Consider the following 16398-nt stretch of genomic DNA (forward strand, 5'->3'; position numbering starts at 1 on the left):
AGGCATCAATAACCTCACAAAAGTGATCAAACGCAACGCGTTCGGATTCCAGAATTTCGAGCGGGCTCGCGCGAAAATATTACTGACACACAAGTATAAGAATATTGGAGTTCACGTTGGTTAAGGGTGAAGGCGATATCGCCTCACCCCAACATTTGACGGAGAACCTTTTTTTGTAGAAGTGAAGTGAAGTCGTGCGGACGCGGGGATCTGAGAATCCGAGACAGGAAACCGACTCGCTTCACACCCTTATCCGAATCAGGTTAGTATGTTGGGTCCTTGAGACCGTATAAGAAAGTGGAATCGATAAGGCACTGTGAAGAACTTCTATACACATGGAACAGGAGGAAGAGTTGATGAGTCACGTTATCGCTTTTGATGTCAGTATGGGCAAAAGCTCCCTGGTAGTCTATGACCACCATCAACATTGTCAATACGAAGGGGAAATGGAGCACACACAAGCGGCTTTTCACGCATTACATAAGCGCATCAGCGCTTTGGAGGAACAGGATGGTCGATTGCCGGCAATCGTTTTCGAAGCTACGGGTGTCTATTCACAACCGCTGGAGAGCTTCTTGCAGGAACAGGGATTTCCTTACAGCCGCTTGAATCCACTGGAAGCGAAAATCCAAACGGCCGCGATGCGTAGGCAGAAAACGGATATCAGTGATGCCCATGAATTGGCCAAGTCGCATTTCCGGAACATGCGGCCGGACACCTATGTCCAAGCAGAATTCTATGGACAGATGCGGGCGCTCGCGCGTTACGGAGAAGATATTGAAAAAGAAATTTCCCAAAACACCAACCGGCTGCACGCGTTTTTACAGTTGAGCTTTCCCCTCTTGGAAACGGTATTCACAAAGAGTTCCGTTCTTTTCTTGAATATCGTTCAGCTTTTTCCGCATCCAATTTGTCTGGACGGAGCATCATCCGAGTCGCTGCGAGACCAAATTCTCCAGGCGACCCGCAAGAATTTATCTCAAGCACAGGCAGAGAAGAAAGCGGTCGAGCTCCTTACTGCCGCTAGAAACTCCTACGCGGCCATCGGGCCGGAAGATGTGCGGTGCCAACATCTAACGAATTTTGCCAGAAGGCTTCTGGAATTGCGAACACAGAAAAAAGAGATCATCCAACAAATGGTGGCTCTCTCCAAAGACACAGTGGAGTTTCAGGTACTTAAATCTTTCCCAGGAATCGGTGACGCTACTGCCGTCCAACTCATCGGGGAGTTGGGGGATATCCAGCGCTTCCGGAATGCGAAGCAGATCAACGCCTATACCGGCATTGACATTCGGCGCCATCAATCGGGCAAACTCCAGTATAAGGACCGTATCAATAAGCGCGGGAATAAAAGACTGCGAAAAATTCTCTACAACATGGTCATGAACATGATCTCGTTGCGGGCCAAGACGCAGAACACCATTGTCGATCATTACGACCAATTAAAAAAGCAACCCAATGGAAAGCTCCATCAGGTTGCGGTAATTGCCTGTGTGAATAAGTTCTTGAAAGTCGCATTTCATCTTATCCAACACGGACTTCTTTACCATTACGAATCCGGCAAGGCTTCGTAAAATCATTTCTCTTTCAATATAGCACACAACCCCCGGTAAAAAAAAGACGAACCGTGAGGTTTATTTGATGTGCCTATTTTCTCCATCTTTCCCCTTATCGGTTGCTTGAAGTGGAGGCACTCGACTCCTGCGGGGACAGCACGAGCCGAAGACCCTGGAGCGAACAGAGTGAGTGAAGCGGCTGAGGCCGTGCCCGCGGAAAGCGAGTGCCGGAACGGAAAGCAGCCATTTAAAACCCCTTGATTATTCCGTTCTTCGAGAAAACAAATAAGAAAGATGCTTGACTAATGATAAGAAAGCGTCCGCATGGAGCGCAAAATCCGATATACCTAAGATGAAATGAATTTATATTTTTTAATTAACATAAAAATTCATTTGTCTAATACCTAAAACGGCACTGGAAATTATCCAGTGCCATTTTTCTGTTCTATCGGGTGCCTGCGGCTCAATTCAACAATCCGGTTCGACGGATGGGTATAGATTCCGATGGAAAGGTCTTGCGCTGCGTGATGCATAGCAACCGCAACACGCCGTGCGCTGATTGGCTTGTACTTTTGCAGCGGTCCGATCAGCAGAGGACTGAACAATGGGCTTAACAGAGCCGCAGCTTTTTCGCCGAGCCTGAATTCTTTGCGGTCTCCGAGCAGCAAGGATGGCTGGAAAATATGGAGCGCGGGAAAGCCGTTTTTCTTCAAAGCATCTTCTAATTGGCCTTTGGTGCGGCTATAGAATACTTTGGACTTTGAATCGGCGCCGAGCGCTGAAATAACCAGGAATTTTTGCGCATCTTGCTCTTTTGCCAATTGCGCGAGTTTGGCCGGGTATTCGAAATCCACTTTTCTGAACGCTTGCTGGGAGCCTGCTGCTTTAATCGTGGTGCCTAAGCAGCAAAAAACGTCATCAGCAGCAAGCAGTTCGCGGCAATTTTCAAGCCGATCGAAGTCTACGACTATTTGTTCCAGCTTAGGGTGCATAATGTCGAGATGGCGGCGGCCGATTATTTTGACAGAATCATAATGAGGGCTTTCCAGCAAAATATGCAGCAGCTCATTTCCGACCAGGCCGCTGGCACCTGCAAGCAGCGCGGTTTTAGTAGCATGTTCCATGGGATCCTCTCCATTCTTATCAATCAAGCTCGTGTTATTGATTATACTACTGAATACTTTAAGTCAGAAAGGATTTCAACTATTGCAATGGGGGAATGGTTAAATGTGAAGAGAGGAGTGGCAGGCATGACGGAATTTCTTTTTATTTTACTTTACTCATCCATCATGTGGCTGGCAATTGAAATTGCAGTAATGCTTTTTGCAGCGACAGGGCTGGATAAACCGATCGCCCGCTATCAGGTGATTTCCATGCTGACGGCCACTGGTTTTACATCGGAAGAGTCCAAACTGATTGTCGACCACCCGATTCGCAGAAGAATCAGCGCGGCGGTCATTTTGTTCGGCTATTTCTCACTGGCGGTCATGATTTCTTCCATTGCCACGATCTTGTCCAACGATTTGAGGATAAACGTACTTTTTATGGTAATTGCAGTTTTTCTGACAATCCTGCTATTTTTGAAAAGTGGGATGGTAAAAACCTTTTTGACTGATAAATTCGAACACGAAATGGATGAAGAATACGATTTGGAAGATTGGCCGCTAAAAACCGCATTATCGCTTGAAGATCATGATATGGTCGCGCTGCTGGAAATTCAGGATGATTCTGAATACTTGGGACAGATAGCGGAAAAGCTACTGGATAGGGATGATGACATTCACCTGCTTTTCATCAGAAGAGGCGATTCCATCGTTAGAAAATTGGTTTTTGAGGAAACTTTGCAAACCGGCGACTTGGTGATGATTTTTGGAGATAAAGAAACGATAAAGAGCAGATTTAGCGATATACTTTCGGATAAAAGGCTATAACTTCAGTGTGCAGCAAGAATCGCCAGTAACCCGTTTTCAAATTTCTTTGCTTTTCGAGTGAACAGCGTACAATAGAGGAAAGCGGAGAATGAAAGGACGAATTGTATGAAACCAGTAATTGTAGCCGAAAAGCCGAGCCAGGCCAAAGCCTATGCCGAAGCGTTCAAAACGTCCAAACGGGATGGCTATTTGGAAATAGCGCCAGATGCGATTTTTCCGGAAGGCGCCTTTATCACATGGGGAATCGGCCATCTGGTGGAGTTGAAAGAGCCGAAGGCCTACGACCCAAAATGGGGGCGCTGGAAGCTCGAGGCGCTGCCAATCCTGCCTGAAAAATACCAATTCCAGGTCGCGAGAGGGAAATCGCAGCAATTCAATATTATTAAAAGATTGATTTCACAAACCGATACGGTCATCAATGCGTGCGACGTTGACCGGGAAGGTTCCAATATTTTTTACAGCATTTACTACCAGACAGGTGTGAAAAACAAGAAAATCCAGCGGTTGTGGATCAATTCACTTGAAGTGGACGAGGTCCGGAAAGGCTTTCAGCAATTGCGCGACAATAAGCAGGATCTGCTGCTCTACCAGGAAGCGCGGGCACGCCAAATCAGTGATTGGCTGGTCGGCATGAACGGCTCCCGCCTATACTCCTTGCTGCTGCAGGAGAAAGGCATACATGAAGTATTCGCCATCGGAAGAGTGCAGACACCGACTGTCTTTCTGGTCTATCAGCGCGCGATGGAAATCGAGTCTTTCGTGCCGGAACCGTTTTATGAGATTGAAGGCGTCTTCACTGCCGAGAAAGGACGTTATAAAGGGAAAGCCAAGTTCAAAGTGAAAGAACGGCGTGAAGCAGAAGATTTGCTGCAGAAACACCATATCACCGGAAAAGCGGAAGGCACAGTAGCCCAATTGAAAACAGTGGAAAAACGGATGCCCCCGCCGATGCTGCATTCTTTATCGACCTTGCAGGCAACTGCCAACCGCAAATGGAAATACAGCCCGGCGAAAGTGCTGTCGGTCATGCAGGGGCTGTATGAGAAGAAATTGGTAAGCTATCCGAGGACAGATGCCCAACACATTACACCGGCGGAATTCAGCTATGTGGCGGGACAAGTGGAATCCTATCAAAAACTGATCGGCGCTGAATTTCCTGTAGCGTCAAAATCGCCGAAAAAGCGATTTGTCGACAGCGCAAAAGTCCAGGAGCATTATGCCATCATTCCCACCAAGTCCATTCCGACTGCAAGAAAATTGGAAGGCTTGGCGCGCGATGAACGGAATCTGTATGAGGAAGTGCTGCGGACGACATTGGCGATGTTCCATCGGGATTACCGTTATGCGGAAACAAAAGTGACCACAGAAGTAAATGGTTTGGCATTCTTGACGACTGGAAAAACGGATCTTGATCAAGGTTGGAAAGACTTGTTTCCGGCTGCAAAAGAAGCGAAACAGGAACCGCCGTTGCCGGAACTGCGCGAGCAGGAAGCGGTAAAGGCTGACGTAGCTGTAAAGGAAGGCATGACAACACCTCCGAAACCGTATACGGAAGGCCAATTGATCGCCATGATGAAAACCTGCGGCAAATATGTCGACGATGTAGAAGACACCGAGATCCTTAAGGAAATTGAGGGGCTTGGAACAGAAGCGACGCGCAGCGGCATCATCGAGACGATCAAGCGCCACGAATACATTGAAGTGAAGAAAAACATCGTTTCGATTACCGGCAAAGGCCGAATCCTGTGCCAGTCGATTGAAGGAAATCTGCTGTCGAGCCCTGCGATGACGGCAAAATGGGAAACGTATCTGAAGAAAATCGGCAAAGGGGAAGGATCTCCGGAAGTGTTCCTGGCGACGATTGCAAAATTCATCCACAAACTGCTTGAAGATGTCCCTGCACAGATGAAGCACAATGGATTGCCGGATAAGCTGGCGATGCCGGACAGCAAAGAAGAAATCGCTTTGTGCCCACGCTGTAAAAAAGGCATGATCATCTCGCGCAAAGGCTCATACGGCTGCACGGAATACGACAATGGCTGCAAGCAATCGTTTCCAAATGTGTTTTTGAAAAAGCGGCTGACTGCGAAGCAAGTGGAGTATTTGTGTACAAAAGGAAAAACGCCGGTCATCAAAGGTTTTGTATCAAAAAACGGCAAAAAGTTTAATGCCAAGCTGGTGCTGGAAGATGGAAAGCTGAAAATGGAATTTTAATTGTGTGAAATCCGGGTATAGAGTCAAAAAGCGTACGGGAGAGGATGAGTGAAATGAAAACGATAACCTTATTCGTCAAAGAAGCCACTTCTGAAAAGCCGATCCGAGCTCTTGAAGCGATCATTATTGCAATGGATGGAGTTGAACGCGCATTGGTTGATACAGCGGATGGCGAAGTGAAAATCTCGTTCGATGAAAAAGTTTTGGGCCAGGAGCAGCTTATTGAAAGAATACGGCAAGACGGCTTTCATATTGTTTGAAACCAAAGATAATCTGAGGTAAACTTAATTTGCTTGGAAAACAATAGTGTTTCCATTTTATTGTCATTGAAATATGGTTTAACAGGCATAAGGATGCCGACATCCTTCAGAATGCTTGCATAAGTTTCATAAAGAATAGACTTTGGTGAAATGTTACAGACAATAGAGCTGCTGACAAAGCCGAAAAGGATCCCTAGGACCCTTTTCGGCTTTTTTACGTTTTTCTTCAGAAAGAGGTGAGCTTCATGCAATTCTTCATTGATCACAAATACAAGAAAATTCATCAAAGAGTTCATGCAGGAGACAAGTGTGGATTTGTAAAAACGCCGATTGATAAGCGCGAATTCACAGACGCTGAGAACTATGTGGAAAGTTTGAAAGACGACAGAAGATATGAATTATGTGAGTATTGCCAAACCGTTCAGATTGAAATTGATTGAACGATTCTATACTTAGATGCACGCCATAAAGCCCTCCGGCTAAGTGAGGGTTTTTATGGTGCGCTTTAATTGTGTACATGTTTTTCGGCCAAAGGAGCAGATAGGAAATGGCAGCAGAAAGAACCATGGAAAAAGAAATTGGGAGTTTTATCTCTACAAGGCTTCGGAATTATTTCGGGAAAGGCCCGGCATCAGTTTATGTGGCCGTCAACTCCCCTTTCATCGCTATTCAACTTCGAGGCTTTTTGGCGCCTGCGGAGAAAATTCTCTTAAGGCAAAATGAATTTCGGCGTGTGTTGGAAATCAGGGAATTGCTGATGAAAGATCTAAAACCGGAAATAGCAATGGAGGTAAGGAAGCTCTGTGGATTTTCCACAAACGAGATGTATATCGATTGGAATCTGGAAGAGCAGACAGGGCTGATCCTGGTTGTATTGGATAGCGGCAGCGGCAAGGGTGAATGCAAATGGCCGCTAGAAATTGATGAACATGCATTCCGTGATACCCTTCAGCAAATCAGCGATAAGACGTATAAACAGCCGGAAGAAACGGAAATTTTCTGGTTGAATCACCGTACGGTTTTATTGCGGCATTCCGGAATTTTTATGAAAATAGAAAAAGAATTGATCAAAGCCGGATTTTCAGAAGAGCTGAAGCTGGTGAAGCGTCCGCTTGAACGGACCTTGCTGCGGCAGTTGGTATGGAAAGCGGCAGTCAGCCGCGATGTTCAGGAAGTGTTTATCGATTGGCATTTGGAAGAAGATAAAGGCTATATTGTACTTCTGCTGGAAAATCATGAAAAAAGATAGGGGCTGCCGGGCGTTTTTCTCGGCAGCTCCTATCTTTTTCAGTGCAAGTCATTCGTACTTGCCTTTCAGCGGCACAAACAATACATTATCAATAACGGTTTTATGAAGCTTGCCTTTTTCGTCCTTTTCCACCAGCTGCAAATCTTGCAGGAAGGAACTGCCGACCGGAATCAGCATTTTTCCGCCAGGTTTCAATTGCTCGATCAATTCCTGCGGTATGATCGCAGCGGCGGCAGTGACCATGATGCGGTCATACGGAGCGTGTTCAGCCCAACCAAAGCTGCCGTCATCAAGCTTGAAATGGATATTGGCAAAACCGGCTTCAGCTAAGCGTTTTTGGGCGCTGTTATGCAATTCGGCAATGCGTTCTACGGTATAGACAGAAGCAGCGAACTTGGCGAGCAACGCAGTTTGGAAGCCGGAACCTGTTCCGATTTCCAATACTTTTGAAGTGGGCTGGAGATCTAGCGCAAGTGTCATCTCCAAGACGAGCGAGGGTTGAGAAATGGTTTGCTGATGGCCGATCGGAATCGCTTCATCCAAACCTGCAAGCTCTTTGTGTTTATCCATGAAAAAACTGCGGTCTAAATTGCGGAAATAGGCAATGATTTCTTTTTTTCGGCTGTCCATATTCTTCACTCACTTTCCGATTAGGATAGGGTGGACTGGATTCGCTCTATATAGTTCATTGTAATACGAATTCATTTTTTTACCTATTTTTTTGCGGTCCAAATTTTATTCGAGGAGGGATCAGGATGGAAGGAAATCAGCCGGAAATGGCTGCAATAGAAAGAGAAATAGCAGAAGCACATGGCGATTTTGAAACCGCCACGTTCGGTATGGGGTGTTTCTGGGGACCGGAAGCGCGTTTCGGCAGCTTGCCCGGGGTGCTGCGCACACGGGTAGGCTACGCAGGGGGCACGACATTGAATCCGGTTTACCGCCAGATGGGGGACCATAGCGAAACCCTGCAAATTGATTTTGATCCGGCTGTGCTGCCGTACGAAGAAATACTGCGGCATTTTTGGGGAAATCATTATCCAAACCGCGATGAGTATAAAGGGCGGCAGTATATTTCCTTACTGCGCTTCCATTCTGTCCGGCAGCAGGAGACGATTATCCGGATCAAGGAAGAAATGGAAAACCGGCTCGGCGAGAAAATTGAAACGGAGATTGCGCCTTACCAGGATTTCACATTAGCGGAAGAACGGCACCAAAAGTATTATTTAAAACGCTATCCACGGATCCTTGATCAGTTGGCGCAGCATTACCCCGATGCAGAGAGTTTTCAGGATTCAATTTTTGCCGCGAGGCTGAACGGCTTCGCCAAAGGCTTCGGCAACCGGGAGAAATTGAAGGAAGAAATAATGGGCTGGAACATCAGCGAAGAAAGCCGGCGCGTGCTGGTGGAAACTTTGATGGCGATCAAATGGTGAGCGAAAGATTCCGTTTTTGCGGAGTCTTTTTTTCTTGGATAAAAGCTGGCACTGTAAGGTTTACATTCTTTTGAAACGCTAACAAGAATTTCAAGCAGGAATCAGCTGGCTGGATGGAGAAATGAGAATTGAAGGTATAAGGGGGGAATAAGATGGCAATGGAAGAAATGGATTTGCTATGGCTGTTGCTGCCGATTGTGTTGATCCAATTGGCTTTAATGATTTTCGCTTTAGTGGATCTGGTGAAAAATCCGAATCCGAACGGACCGAAATGGATGTGGGCGCTGATTATTGTGCTGATCAATATCATCGGCCCGATTGTTTACTTTGTTGTTGGGAGGCGTAATTATTGAACATGCTGGAAGCCAGAAGGCTGACGAAACGTTATGGCGGTGAATTAGCGGTTGACCAGGTATCCTTCACGCTGGAAGAAGGCACGGCGACCGCCTTGATCGGTCCTAACGGCGCTGGCAAAACGACTACATTATCAATGCTTGCCGGATTGCTGAAACCGACTGAGGGAAGCGTTGAATGGGATGCCCATTCCGGCATCGGCTTCCTGCCGCAGCACCCGCAATTTTTCCCGTGGCTGACGGCCATCGAGTTCACAGAAATGGCGGCGAAAATCAGCGGAGTGGAGGCTAAGCTGGCCAGAAAGCAATCGGAACGGACACTTGAATTTGTCGGCTTGGGCCAAGCCATGAATAAAAAAACAGGAACTTTTTCCGGAGGCATGAAACAGCGCTTGGGCCTCGCACAGGCGATTGTCCACCAACCTAAATTGCTGCTGCTGGACGAACCGGTTTCTGCATTGGATCCGACAGGTCGCCGGGAAGTGATGGATTTGTTGAAATCGCTCCAAGGGCAGACGACGATTCTGTACTCGACGCATATTCTGAACGATGCAGAAGAGATGACAGACCAGGTGTTGTTCATGCAACGCGGCAAGCTGGTGGAACAAGGGTCGCTCGCTGAAGTTAAAAAGCGCCATGCCAATCCGCAAATCCGCATCGGTTTTGATAACAGCGAACATGCAGCACGTTTTTTGCAAAGCAATCCCTGGCAAGCTGAAGTTAAAGGCGCATCGATTTGGCTGCCGGCAAGTGGCGGGCCATCCATGGAGGAAGTGCTGCGTGTAATTGCTTCAGATCCAGCAGGCGTGAACGCTGTTGAACGGCAATCTGCCACGCTTGAGGAAATATTCTTGAAGGTGGTGGGCGCAAGATGAAGCAATTGGGCGTACTTTTCCAAAAAGAATGGCGAGAAAATCTGCGGAATTATAAAATTTTCTGGATTCCGGCTGTTTTCATTCTATTCGGCATCATGGAACCAGTGACGAATTATTTCCTGCCGCAAATACTGGATTCGGTCGGAAATCTGCCGGACGGGGCAGTCATCGAAATTCCACCGCCGGAACCGGCGCAAATACTGGCTGCTGTGTTGGGGCAATATCAATTAATCGGCATGCTCGTGTTGATATTGGCTTATATGGGAACGATTGCTGGTGAACGAAAAAGCGGGACAGCGACGCTGCTGTATGTGCGGCCGCTGTCTTTCACTTCATATTTTTTGAGTAAATGGATGATCGCAGGTTTGATCGCCATTATAAGCGTATGGTCCGGTTTGCTCGCGGCCTATTATTATACATTCCTATTATTCGAACAAGTGGACTTCGTGAAATTCATCCAATTTGCTGCAACTTACAGCGTGTGGATTTTGCTGGTGGTGTCCATTGTTCTAGCAGCGAGCGCCGCATTGCCGAATCCGGGGTTTGCTGCGGCAGTGGCTCTGGCAGTGGTTTTTCTGGCGCAGCTGGGAGATGGGCTCCTTGGAGCGTATTGGACGGTTTCGCCGGTGAAGATCCCGAATTATGCGGCCCAATGGCTCGTAGATGGGCCGGTGCGCGCAGATTTTTGGTGGGCGCTGGGCATTGCGCTGCTCCTCATCGCAATGGCCGTAACATTCGGCGTCTGGATGTCCCGCAAAAATGCAGCAGACACAAAAGTGTAATCACCTCAGCACATATACCGAGGAGCCTGGCTAAAAATGCCAGGCTCCTTTTCTTTGCGCATTGCACGCTTTGCTTGAACACGAACTTTTTTGGGGGTTCTGTTAAAATGAAAAAAAGGGGCCGGTTGATTTGATTCATCACATTGAACTGAATGTTTCCGATTTGAAGAAATCGAGGGAATTCTACGCGGCGCTGTTGCCTGAATTGGGGTATTCGATCTATCAGGAATGGCCCGAGGGCTTCAGCTACAGGAATGGCCACAGCTATGTGGTGTTCGTGCAAACGGCTGAAAATTTCCTGTCCCACCCTTACCACCGCAAAGCTCCCGGCCTCAATCACCTCGCTTTTCATGCGGCGGCGCCAGCTGTTGTAGACCGTTTAGCTGGCAAGATGAGAGGTTTGGGCGTGTCTATGCTCTACGAGGACCGTTACCCATATGCTGGAGGCCCTCATCATTACGCTGTTTTCATGGAAGATCCGGATCGGATGAAGATTGAAATTGCCGCAGACGGGAGTGCTGAAAGCGATGTCTGACAAAAATTCAAGCCGCTTCCTTGTGGCTTTCAATAAAATCGAGAAATTGCTGAAAGAAATCAATGCTTCAAAGGATTACGTAACGTTTTTCAAATCAATCGATCTGGCTAGCAGAAAGAACGCCACAGTCAGAAAATACGAAGATGATCTGCGGGAATTCGCCGATTTGCGCAACGCCATTGTCCATCATCGGACTTCGACAGAATACGTTATTGCTGAACCGCATACGGAAATTGTAGAATTGATAGAGCAGATTGAAGTATTATTGTCCCAGCCGGTAACTGTCGGTGTGATGTTTGCACGCCAGGTGCATACGTTCCAAGCGGACGACACATTGGCGAAAGTACTGCGCATCGTCCGGGCTAAGGGTTTTATGCAATGGCCTATTTATGACGGAGAAGAATTTGCCGGTTTGATTACGTCGGGCGGCATCGCGCGCTGGCTCATCCAAACGAGGGAAGAAGAAACTATTTCCCGGGAAATAACGACAATGCGTGACATTCTGCAACATGAGAAAGACGGCCGCAACCACCGGTTCATCGCTTCGGCGACATCCGTTTACGAAGCGGAGGAAATATTCAAGGAATCGGTGCTCTCAGGAGGCGGACTTGAAGCGCTGCTCATCACAAGAAATGGCAGCAAAAAAGAACAATTGACGGGAATCATTACGCCGATTGACTTGATTAAGATTGAATAGAGGTTATTAAAACATGAAAAAACTGATCATCCTGCTGTTGCTCATCGCTTTTGTCTGGAGCTTCATCTGGGTTAATAATAATTGGATTCAAACAACGGAATATACCTTGTCGTCTGCAGAGCTGCCAGCTGCTTTTGACGGCAAAAGGGTTGTGCAGGTATCGGATCTCCACAACGCCAATTTCGGAAAAGGGCAGTCATCGTTGATTGAAAAAGTGGAAGCTGCCGACCCGGATGCCATTTTCCTGACAGGGGATTTGATCGACAGCAACCGCTACGATCTGGAAACCAGTTTGACGCTGGTTGACGCGTTGGTTGAGATGAGCGAAGTGTATTTTGTGCTGGGGAATCATGAAGTGGCGGTCAATAAAATCGACGAAATTACAGCGGCGCTGGAAGAGCGCGGTGTTACTGTATTGATGAACGACAAGGTGCAATGGGAAGAAGGCGGGGAAACGGTGCAGATTGCCGGCATCAACGACCCGTTGTTCAATGTCGATTTGACGGAAGAGGACTTTACGAGAGATGCATTAGCTGAAACGGCATTGACGGACGACTTCACATTGTTATTGGCGCACCGGCCGGAAATGTTCAGTATTTACGTGGAACAGGGCATTGATCTGGTATTCGCCGGCCATGCCCATGGCGGACAGGTACGCATACCGGGCCTTGGCGGTTTGATCGCGCCTGGGCAAGGATGGTTTCCAACGATGACCGAAGGGATTTTCCGCAAAGAGGCTACACAGCTTGTTTTAAGCCGCGGCCTTGGGAATAGCGGATTTCCGGTCAGGGTTTTCAATCTGCCGGAAGTTGTAGCGGTGACGCTGGAAAAAGAATGAGGAGGTGCCCATTTGGATACATCGTTTAAAATGGAGACACAGGTTTTCAATTACCGTGTGGCCGCAGTGTGGATCGAGAACGGCCACGTTCTGCTGCACAAGCAGACAAAAGAGTCCTATTGGGCGCTGCCCGGCGGACGGGCGGAAATGCTAGAGGACTCGAAAAGCTGCCTGGTGAGGGAAATGGCTGAAGAGCTGGATACAGCGGTGTCTGCCAGCCGGCTGTTGTGGGTGGCAGAAAACTTTTTCACCTACAATGCGAAGCAGTATCATGAACTCGGTTTTTATTACGAAGTGGAGCCAGTGGACGGCGCCAGCCATTTCCGTGAAGGCCCTTTTTTCGGACCTGAAGGCGAACGCCTGACCTATCAATGGATGCCGCTTAGTGAAATCGGCCAAGTCGAGCTTTATCCAGAATTTCTGCGTTCCGGCTTAAAAGAGCTCCCTGACAGTATCGAACATGTCATCATTGCAGAAGATGCGCTTTAATAGACCATTCAGGAGGCGTTTACGGTGATCAGGAAAAAAGAAGTCACATTGCATTGCTATACGCCGAAAGTGGACGTTCAATACGACCTGCCTTCGGAGCAGCGGGAATTTACCGGTTTGCCGCAGGATATCATCCGGCGGGATGCGGAAAATCCGCTGAAGCATTTCATCGTTATCAAAGCACGCGGCCAAGTGGCAGGTTTTTTTGAACTCGATGAATCGGATGACCGCAAAGCCTATTCCGATAACCCGCATACCTTGCTGCTGAGGGGCTACTCCGTAGACCCGGCTTTCCAAGGGCAGGGCATCGCAACAGGTTCGATTTATGCACTGCCTGATTTTACCCGCCAAGAGTTCCCGGAGGCTGACGAAGTGGTGCTTGGCGTCAATGCACGCAACACGCCGGCTCAGCGTATTTACCAACGGGCCGGATTTGAAGATACCGGGAGGCGCCTGATGCGCTCCAAAGGCGAACAAATCGTCATGTCTTTACGAGTGAAAGCTGCTGAAAAGAGCGGCTGACGCTCTTTTTTTTCGCCTTCAAAGCAGCGCTCAGGCAAAATAAAGATGCTTATGGAGGCTGCAGCCGGGGTTGAAGCGGCTGTTGCATGACGGGCATACCGACGCACATTCGAGGTATTCCTGGATGGCCAATTGATGGCCGCAGGATCCGCAAAGCACGGCTTTTTCATCGAACCGCTCCTTCGGCCAGACCGCGGCTTTTCCGCAGCCGGTCGCTTCGTGGCATTCGAAGCATGCGTAATACAATCCGCAGCAATAAAATTTGATGGCGATCCGATCAATTTCCGAATGCCAATGAACGCATCTTGTTTCTTCATCGACTTGAAGCCCTAAGACCTTTTGTGTATGCGGCATCATTTCTCCCCCTATCTTCCGCAAAATCAGAAATCTGCGAAGTTTTCTCTTTTTTATGCTACTATGAAATGGACAATTAATCGAATCGAATTCTTCGGGGCAAGGTGAAATTCCTTACCGGCGGTGAGCAGAGAACTGTAAGTCCGTGACCCGATCTTGAAAAGATGTCCAGACAGAAAGCGGCTGGGTGTTCTTCAAGGCGGTGGAGCTGGTGAAAATCCGGCACCGACAGTGAAAGTCTGGATGGGAGAAGAATTCGAGCGCTTATTTTGTCGTACCCTTTTTTTAGCTCTTTAACGGCACGGCTCCGTTTCTGACAACGAAATAGAGTTTATTCGGCGTGCCTTTGATGCGGCTTGCAAATCCCCTATAGAAATTCCTTTCCTTGCCACCCGACTGCCCCTTGGTGGAAAGAATCCTTTTAGCAGTACCTAATTTAATGCGGTCATTGGACCGCAGCATCGGAGCTTCATGGCTTTTACAAAGGAGCGTGATTCAATGTTCACCGGAATTGTGGAAGAAGTGGGCCGCGTAGCATCTGTGCGGTCAAAGCCCCAGGCAATGGAGCTGACCATTTCGTGTTCGCTTGTTTTAGAAGACGCCAAACGTGGAGACAGCATCTCCATCAATGGCGTCTGCTTGACTGTGTCATCAATGACGCCTAACACCTTTACGGTCGACGTCATCCCGGAAACGGTCAAGTCCTCTACAATGCACGGGCTGAAAAGCGGTTCAAAGGTCAACCTTGAGCGTGCAATGCCTGCAAATGGCAGATTCGGCGGCCATTTTGTCAGCGGCCATATTGACGGCGTGGGTGTCATCCGTTCGGTCAAAAAAGAGGCGAATGCCGTAACGAAGTCGATCGAAGTCAAACCCGAACTCATGAAGTACATGATGATGAAAGGTTCGATTGCGGTTGACGGCACATCGCTGACGATTTTCGGCCTCGGCCATAACACCGTAACAATTTCACTGATTCCCACCACACAGGAAGATTCGCTGCTGGGTGCTAAAGGAATCGGCGAATCCGTCAACATCGAATGCGATATGCTGGCGAAGTACACAGAACGCATCCAGACGGCAGAACCGAAAATCAGCCGCGGCTGGCTTGCGGAAAACGGATTTTAATGGAGGCGGAAAAAATGTTCTATACAGTTGAAGAAGCTGTCCATGATTTGAAAAACGGCAAAGCGATCATCGTCATTGATGATGAAAACAGGGAAAATGAAGGCGATTTTATCGCCTTGGCGGAATTCGCTACACCGGAAATCGTCAATTTGATGGCGACGGAAGGCCGCGGCTTGATCTGCGTCCCTGTGGAGGAAACAATTGCCAAACGCTTGAAGATCGGTTTGATGACCGACAACAACACGGATGAGTACGGCACCGCCTTCACCATCAGCATCGACCACCGCGAAACAACGACAGGCATCAGCGCTTTTGAACGTTCGCATACGATCATGGGTCTGCTTGATCCGGCTGCAAAACCATCTGACTTCAAGCGCCCCGGCCATATTTTTCCGCTGATTGCAAAAAAAGGCGGCGTACTGCGCCGGGCTGGGCACACGGAAGCGGCTGTGGACCTGGCGAAATTGGCAGGCTCTGCACCGGCTGGCGTCATTTGCGAAATTATGAATGCTGACGGCACAATGGCGCGCGTCGATGATTTGCAGGAAGTCGCAAAACGCCTCGGCATGGGCATTCTGACCATCCAGGATTTGATCGCCTATAAGCGCAAAAACGAAAAATTGATCAAACGTGAAGTGGAAGTTCAATTGCCTACGGATTACGGTGATTTCCGCGCTGTCGGCTATACCGAAGTGCTCACCGGACAAGACCACGTGGCATTGGTGAAAGGGGAAATCGATCCTGGCAACCCGGTGCTCGTGCGCGTCCATTCGGAATGCCTGACGGGAGACGTCTTCGGTTCGCATAAATGCGATTGCGGCACCCAGCTGCATGCCGCCCTTAAACAGATCAACGATGCCGGAGCCGGAGTTTTGCTGTATATGAGGCAGGAAGGGCGCGGCATCGGCCTGATCAATAAACTGAAAGCATACGAATTGCAGGAACAGGGCTATGACACGGTGGAAGCCAACGAAAAACTCGGCTTTGCCGACGATTTGCGCGATTACGGAATCGGTGCGCAAATCCTGCGGGACCTTGGCGTCCAGAAGATGAAATTGCTGACCAACAACCCGCGGAAAATTGCGGGCATCGGCGGCTATGGACTCGAAGTGGTCGAGCGGTTGCAGATTGAAACGCCGACCAATAAGGACAATGAAGCATACATGAAAACAAAAAAAT

General features: G+C 48.4%; 21 protein-coding genes and 1 riboswitch. Of the genes, 18 read left to right on the top strand and 3 right to left on the bottom strand.

Annotated elements, in window-relative coordinates; genetic code table 11:
* Both EGV91_RS07990 and EGV91_RS07995 read left to right on the top strand, forming a co-directional pair.
* Nucleotides 1–124 (top strand): transposase (locus EGV91_RS07990; protein WP_135502446.1); only part of this gene is annotated, 124 nt, incomplete at its 5' end.
* A gap of 232 nt (nucleotides 125–356) precedes the next feature.
* Nucleotides 357–1574, top strand: a complete 1218-nt coding sequence (locus tag EGV91_RS07995; RefSeq protein ID WP_135502448.1) for an IS110 family RNA-guided transposase — start codon at nucleotides 357–359, stop codon at nucleotides 1572–1574.
* A 404-nt stretch (nucleotides 1575–1978) separates the two neighbouring features.
* Here EGV91_RS07995 and EGV91_RS08000 read toward each other — a convergent pair whose 3' ends face one another.
* Nucleotides 1979–2680 (bottom strand): oxidoreductase, encoded by a 702-nt coding sequence (locus tag EGV91_RS08000; protein WP_135502450.1) that lies wholly within the window; start codon nucleotides 2678–2680, stop codon nucleotides 1979–1981.
* Between the two features lie 126 nt (nucleotides 2681–2806).
* On the opposite strand from EGV91_RS08000, the gene EGV91_RS08005 reads away from it, so the two are divergent.
* The 5 genes from EGV91_RS08005 to EGV91_RS08025 all read left to right on the top strand — a co-directional run bounded on the left by EGV91_RS08005 (nucleotide 2807) and on the right by EGV91_RS08025 (nucleotide 7210).
* Nucleotides 2807–3487: a spermidine synthase family protein gene (locus EGV91_RS08005; protein ID WP_135502452.1), complete on the top strand. Its 681-nt coding sequence runs from the start codon at nucleotides 2807–2809 to the stop codon at nucleotides 3485–3487.
* Between the two features lie 105 nt (nucleotides 3488–3592).
* A complete protein-coding gene (locus EGV91_RS08010; RefSeq protein WP_135502454.1) occupies nucleotides 3593–5701 on the top strand; it encodes a type IA DNA topoisomerase in 2109 nt (702 codons plus the stop codon).
* A gap of 53 nt (nucleotides 5702–5754) precedes the next feature.
* Nucleotides 5755–5961, top strand: coding sequence for a heavy-metal-associated domain-containing protein (locus tag EGV91_RS08015; RefSeq protein WP_135502456.1), 207 nt, complete (start codon nucleotides 5755–5757; stop codon nucleotides 5959–5961).
* A gap of 245 nt (nucleotides 5962–6206) precedes the next feature.
* Complete coding sequence (locus tag EGV91_RS08020) at nucleotides 6207–6401, top strand: hypothetical protein (RefSeq protein ID WP_221300853.1); 195 nt, start codon at nucleotides 6207–6209, stop codon at nucleotides 6399–6401.
* Between the two features lie 107 nt (nucleotides 6402–6508).
* Nucleotides 6509–7210 (top strand): Na-translocating system protein MpsC family protein, encoded by a 702-nt coding sequence (locus tag EGV91_RS08025; protein ID WP_135502460.1) that lies wholly within the window; start codon nucleotides 6509–6511, stop codon nucleotides 7208–7210.
* 48 nt (nucleotides 7211–7258) lie between these two features.
* Here EGV91_RS08025 and EGV91_RS08030 read toward each other — a convergent pair whose 3' ends face one another.
* On the bottom strand, nucleotides 7259–7840 hold the full coding sequence (locus EGV91_RS08030) for a protein-L-isoaspartate(D-aspartate) O-methyltransferase (protein WP_135502463.1): 582 nt from the start codon (nucleotides 7838–7840) through the stop codon (nucleotides 7259–7261).
* A 146-nt stretch (nucleotides 7841–7986) separates the two neighbouring features.
* Between EGV91_RS08030 and msrA the strand changes: the two genes are divergently transcribed.
* The 9 genes from msrA to EGV91_RS08075 all read left to right on the top strand — a co-directional run bounded on the left by msrA (nucleotide 7987) and on the right by EGV91_RS08075 (nucleotide 13737).
* Nucleotides 7987–8646, top strand: a complete 660-nt coding sequence (gene msrA, locus EGV91_RS08035) for a peptide-methionine (S)-S-oxide reductase MsrA (RefSeq protein ID WP_175580284.1) — start codon at nucleotides 7987–7989, stop codon at nucleotides 8644–8646.
* Between the two features lie 167 nt (nucleotides 8647–8813).
* A complete protein-coding gene (locus EGV91_RS08040) occupies nucleotides 8814–8999 on the top strand; it encodes a PLD nuclease N-terminal domain-containing protein (protein ID WP_241666142.1) in 186 nt (61 codons plus the stop codon).
* Nucleotides 8996–9874, top strand: coding sequence for an ABC transporter ATP-binding protein (locus EGV91_RS08045; protein WP_135502467.1), 879 nt, complete (start codon nucleotides 8996–8998; stop codon nucleotides 9872–9874). The genes EGV91_RS08040 and EGV91_RS08045 overlap by 4 nt, the downstream gene beginning before the upstream one ends.
* A complete protein-coding gene (locus tag EGV91_RS08050) occupies nucleotides 9871–10656 on the top strand; it encodes an ABC transporter permease (RefSeq protein ID WP_135502469.1) in 786 nt (261 codons plus the stop codon). Before EGV91_RS08045 ends, EGV91_RS08050 begins: the two co-directional genes overlap by 4 nt.
* Nucleotides 10657–10786: 130 nt before the next feature.
* Nucleotides 10787–11191, top strand: a complete 405-nt coding sequence (locus EGV91_RS08055; RefSeq protein ID WP_135502471.1) for a VOC family protein — start codon at nucleotides 10787–10789, stop codon at nucleotides 11189–11191.
* Nucleotides 11184–11888 (top strand): CBS domain-containing protein, encoded by a 705-nt coding sequence (locus tag EGV91_RS08060; protein WP_135502473.1) that lies wholly within the window; start codon nucleotides 11184–11186, stop codon nucleotides 11886–11888. The genes EGV91_RS08055 and EGV91_RS08060 overlap by 8 nt, the downstream gene beginning before the upstream one ends.
* Before the next feature lie 13 nt (nucleotides 11889–11901).
* Nucleotides 11902–12726: a metallophosphoesterase gene (locus tag EGV91_RS08065; RefSeq protein ID WP_135502475.1), complete on the top strand. Its 825-nt coding sequence runs from the start codon at nucleotides 11902–11904 to the stop codon at nucleotides 12724–12726.
* Nucleotides 12727–12738: 12 nt separating this feature from the next.
* A complete protein-coding gene (locus EGV91_RS08070) occupies nucleotides 12739–13215 on the top strand; it encodes an NUDIX hydrolase (protein ID WP_241666141.1) in 477 nt (158 codons plus the stop codon).
* Between the two features lie 24 nt (nucleotides 13216–13239).
* Entirely contained in the window at nucleotides 13240–13737 is a 498-nt protein-coding gene (locus tag EGV91_RS08075; RefSeq protein WP_135502477.1) for a GNAT family N-acetyltransferase, read from the top strand.
* A 30-nt stretch (nucleotides 13738–13767) separates the two neighbouring features.
* Here EGV91_RS08075 and EGV91_RS08080 read toward each other — a convergent pair whose 3' ends face one another.
* On the bottom strand, nucleotides 13768–14091 hold the full coding sequence (locus tag EGV91_RS08080; RefSeq protein WP_135502479.1) for a CHY zinc finger protein: 324 nt from the start codon (nucleotides 14089–14091) through the stop codon (nucleotides 13768–13770).
* 86 nt (nucleotides 14092–14177) lie between these two features.
* Nucleotides 14178–14350: riboswitch (FMN riboswitch) on the top strand.
* A 239-nt stretch (nucleotides 14351–14589) separates the two neighbouring features.
* Here EGV91_RS08080 and ribE point away from each other — a divergent pair.
* Nucleotides 14590–15219, top strand: coding sequence for a riboflavin synthase (gene ribE / locus EGV91_RS08085; protein ID WP_135502481.1), 630 nt, complete (start codon nucleotides 14590–14592; stop codon nucleotides 15217–15219).
* Between the two features lie 14 nt (nucleotides 15220–15233).
* Nucleotides 15234–16398: bifunctional 3,4-dihydroxy-2-butanone-4-phosphate synthase/GTP cyclohydrolase II (locus EGV91_RS08090; protein ID WP_135502483.1), on the top strand; the 1165-nt coding region annotated here is incomplete at its 3' end.

The sequence above is a fragment of the Planococcus koreensis genome, assembly GCF_004761975.1.
Lineage (GTDB): Bacteria > Bacillota > Bacilli > Bacillales_A > Planococcaceae > Planococcus > Planococcus koreensis.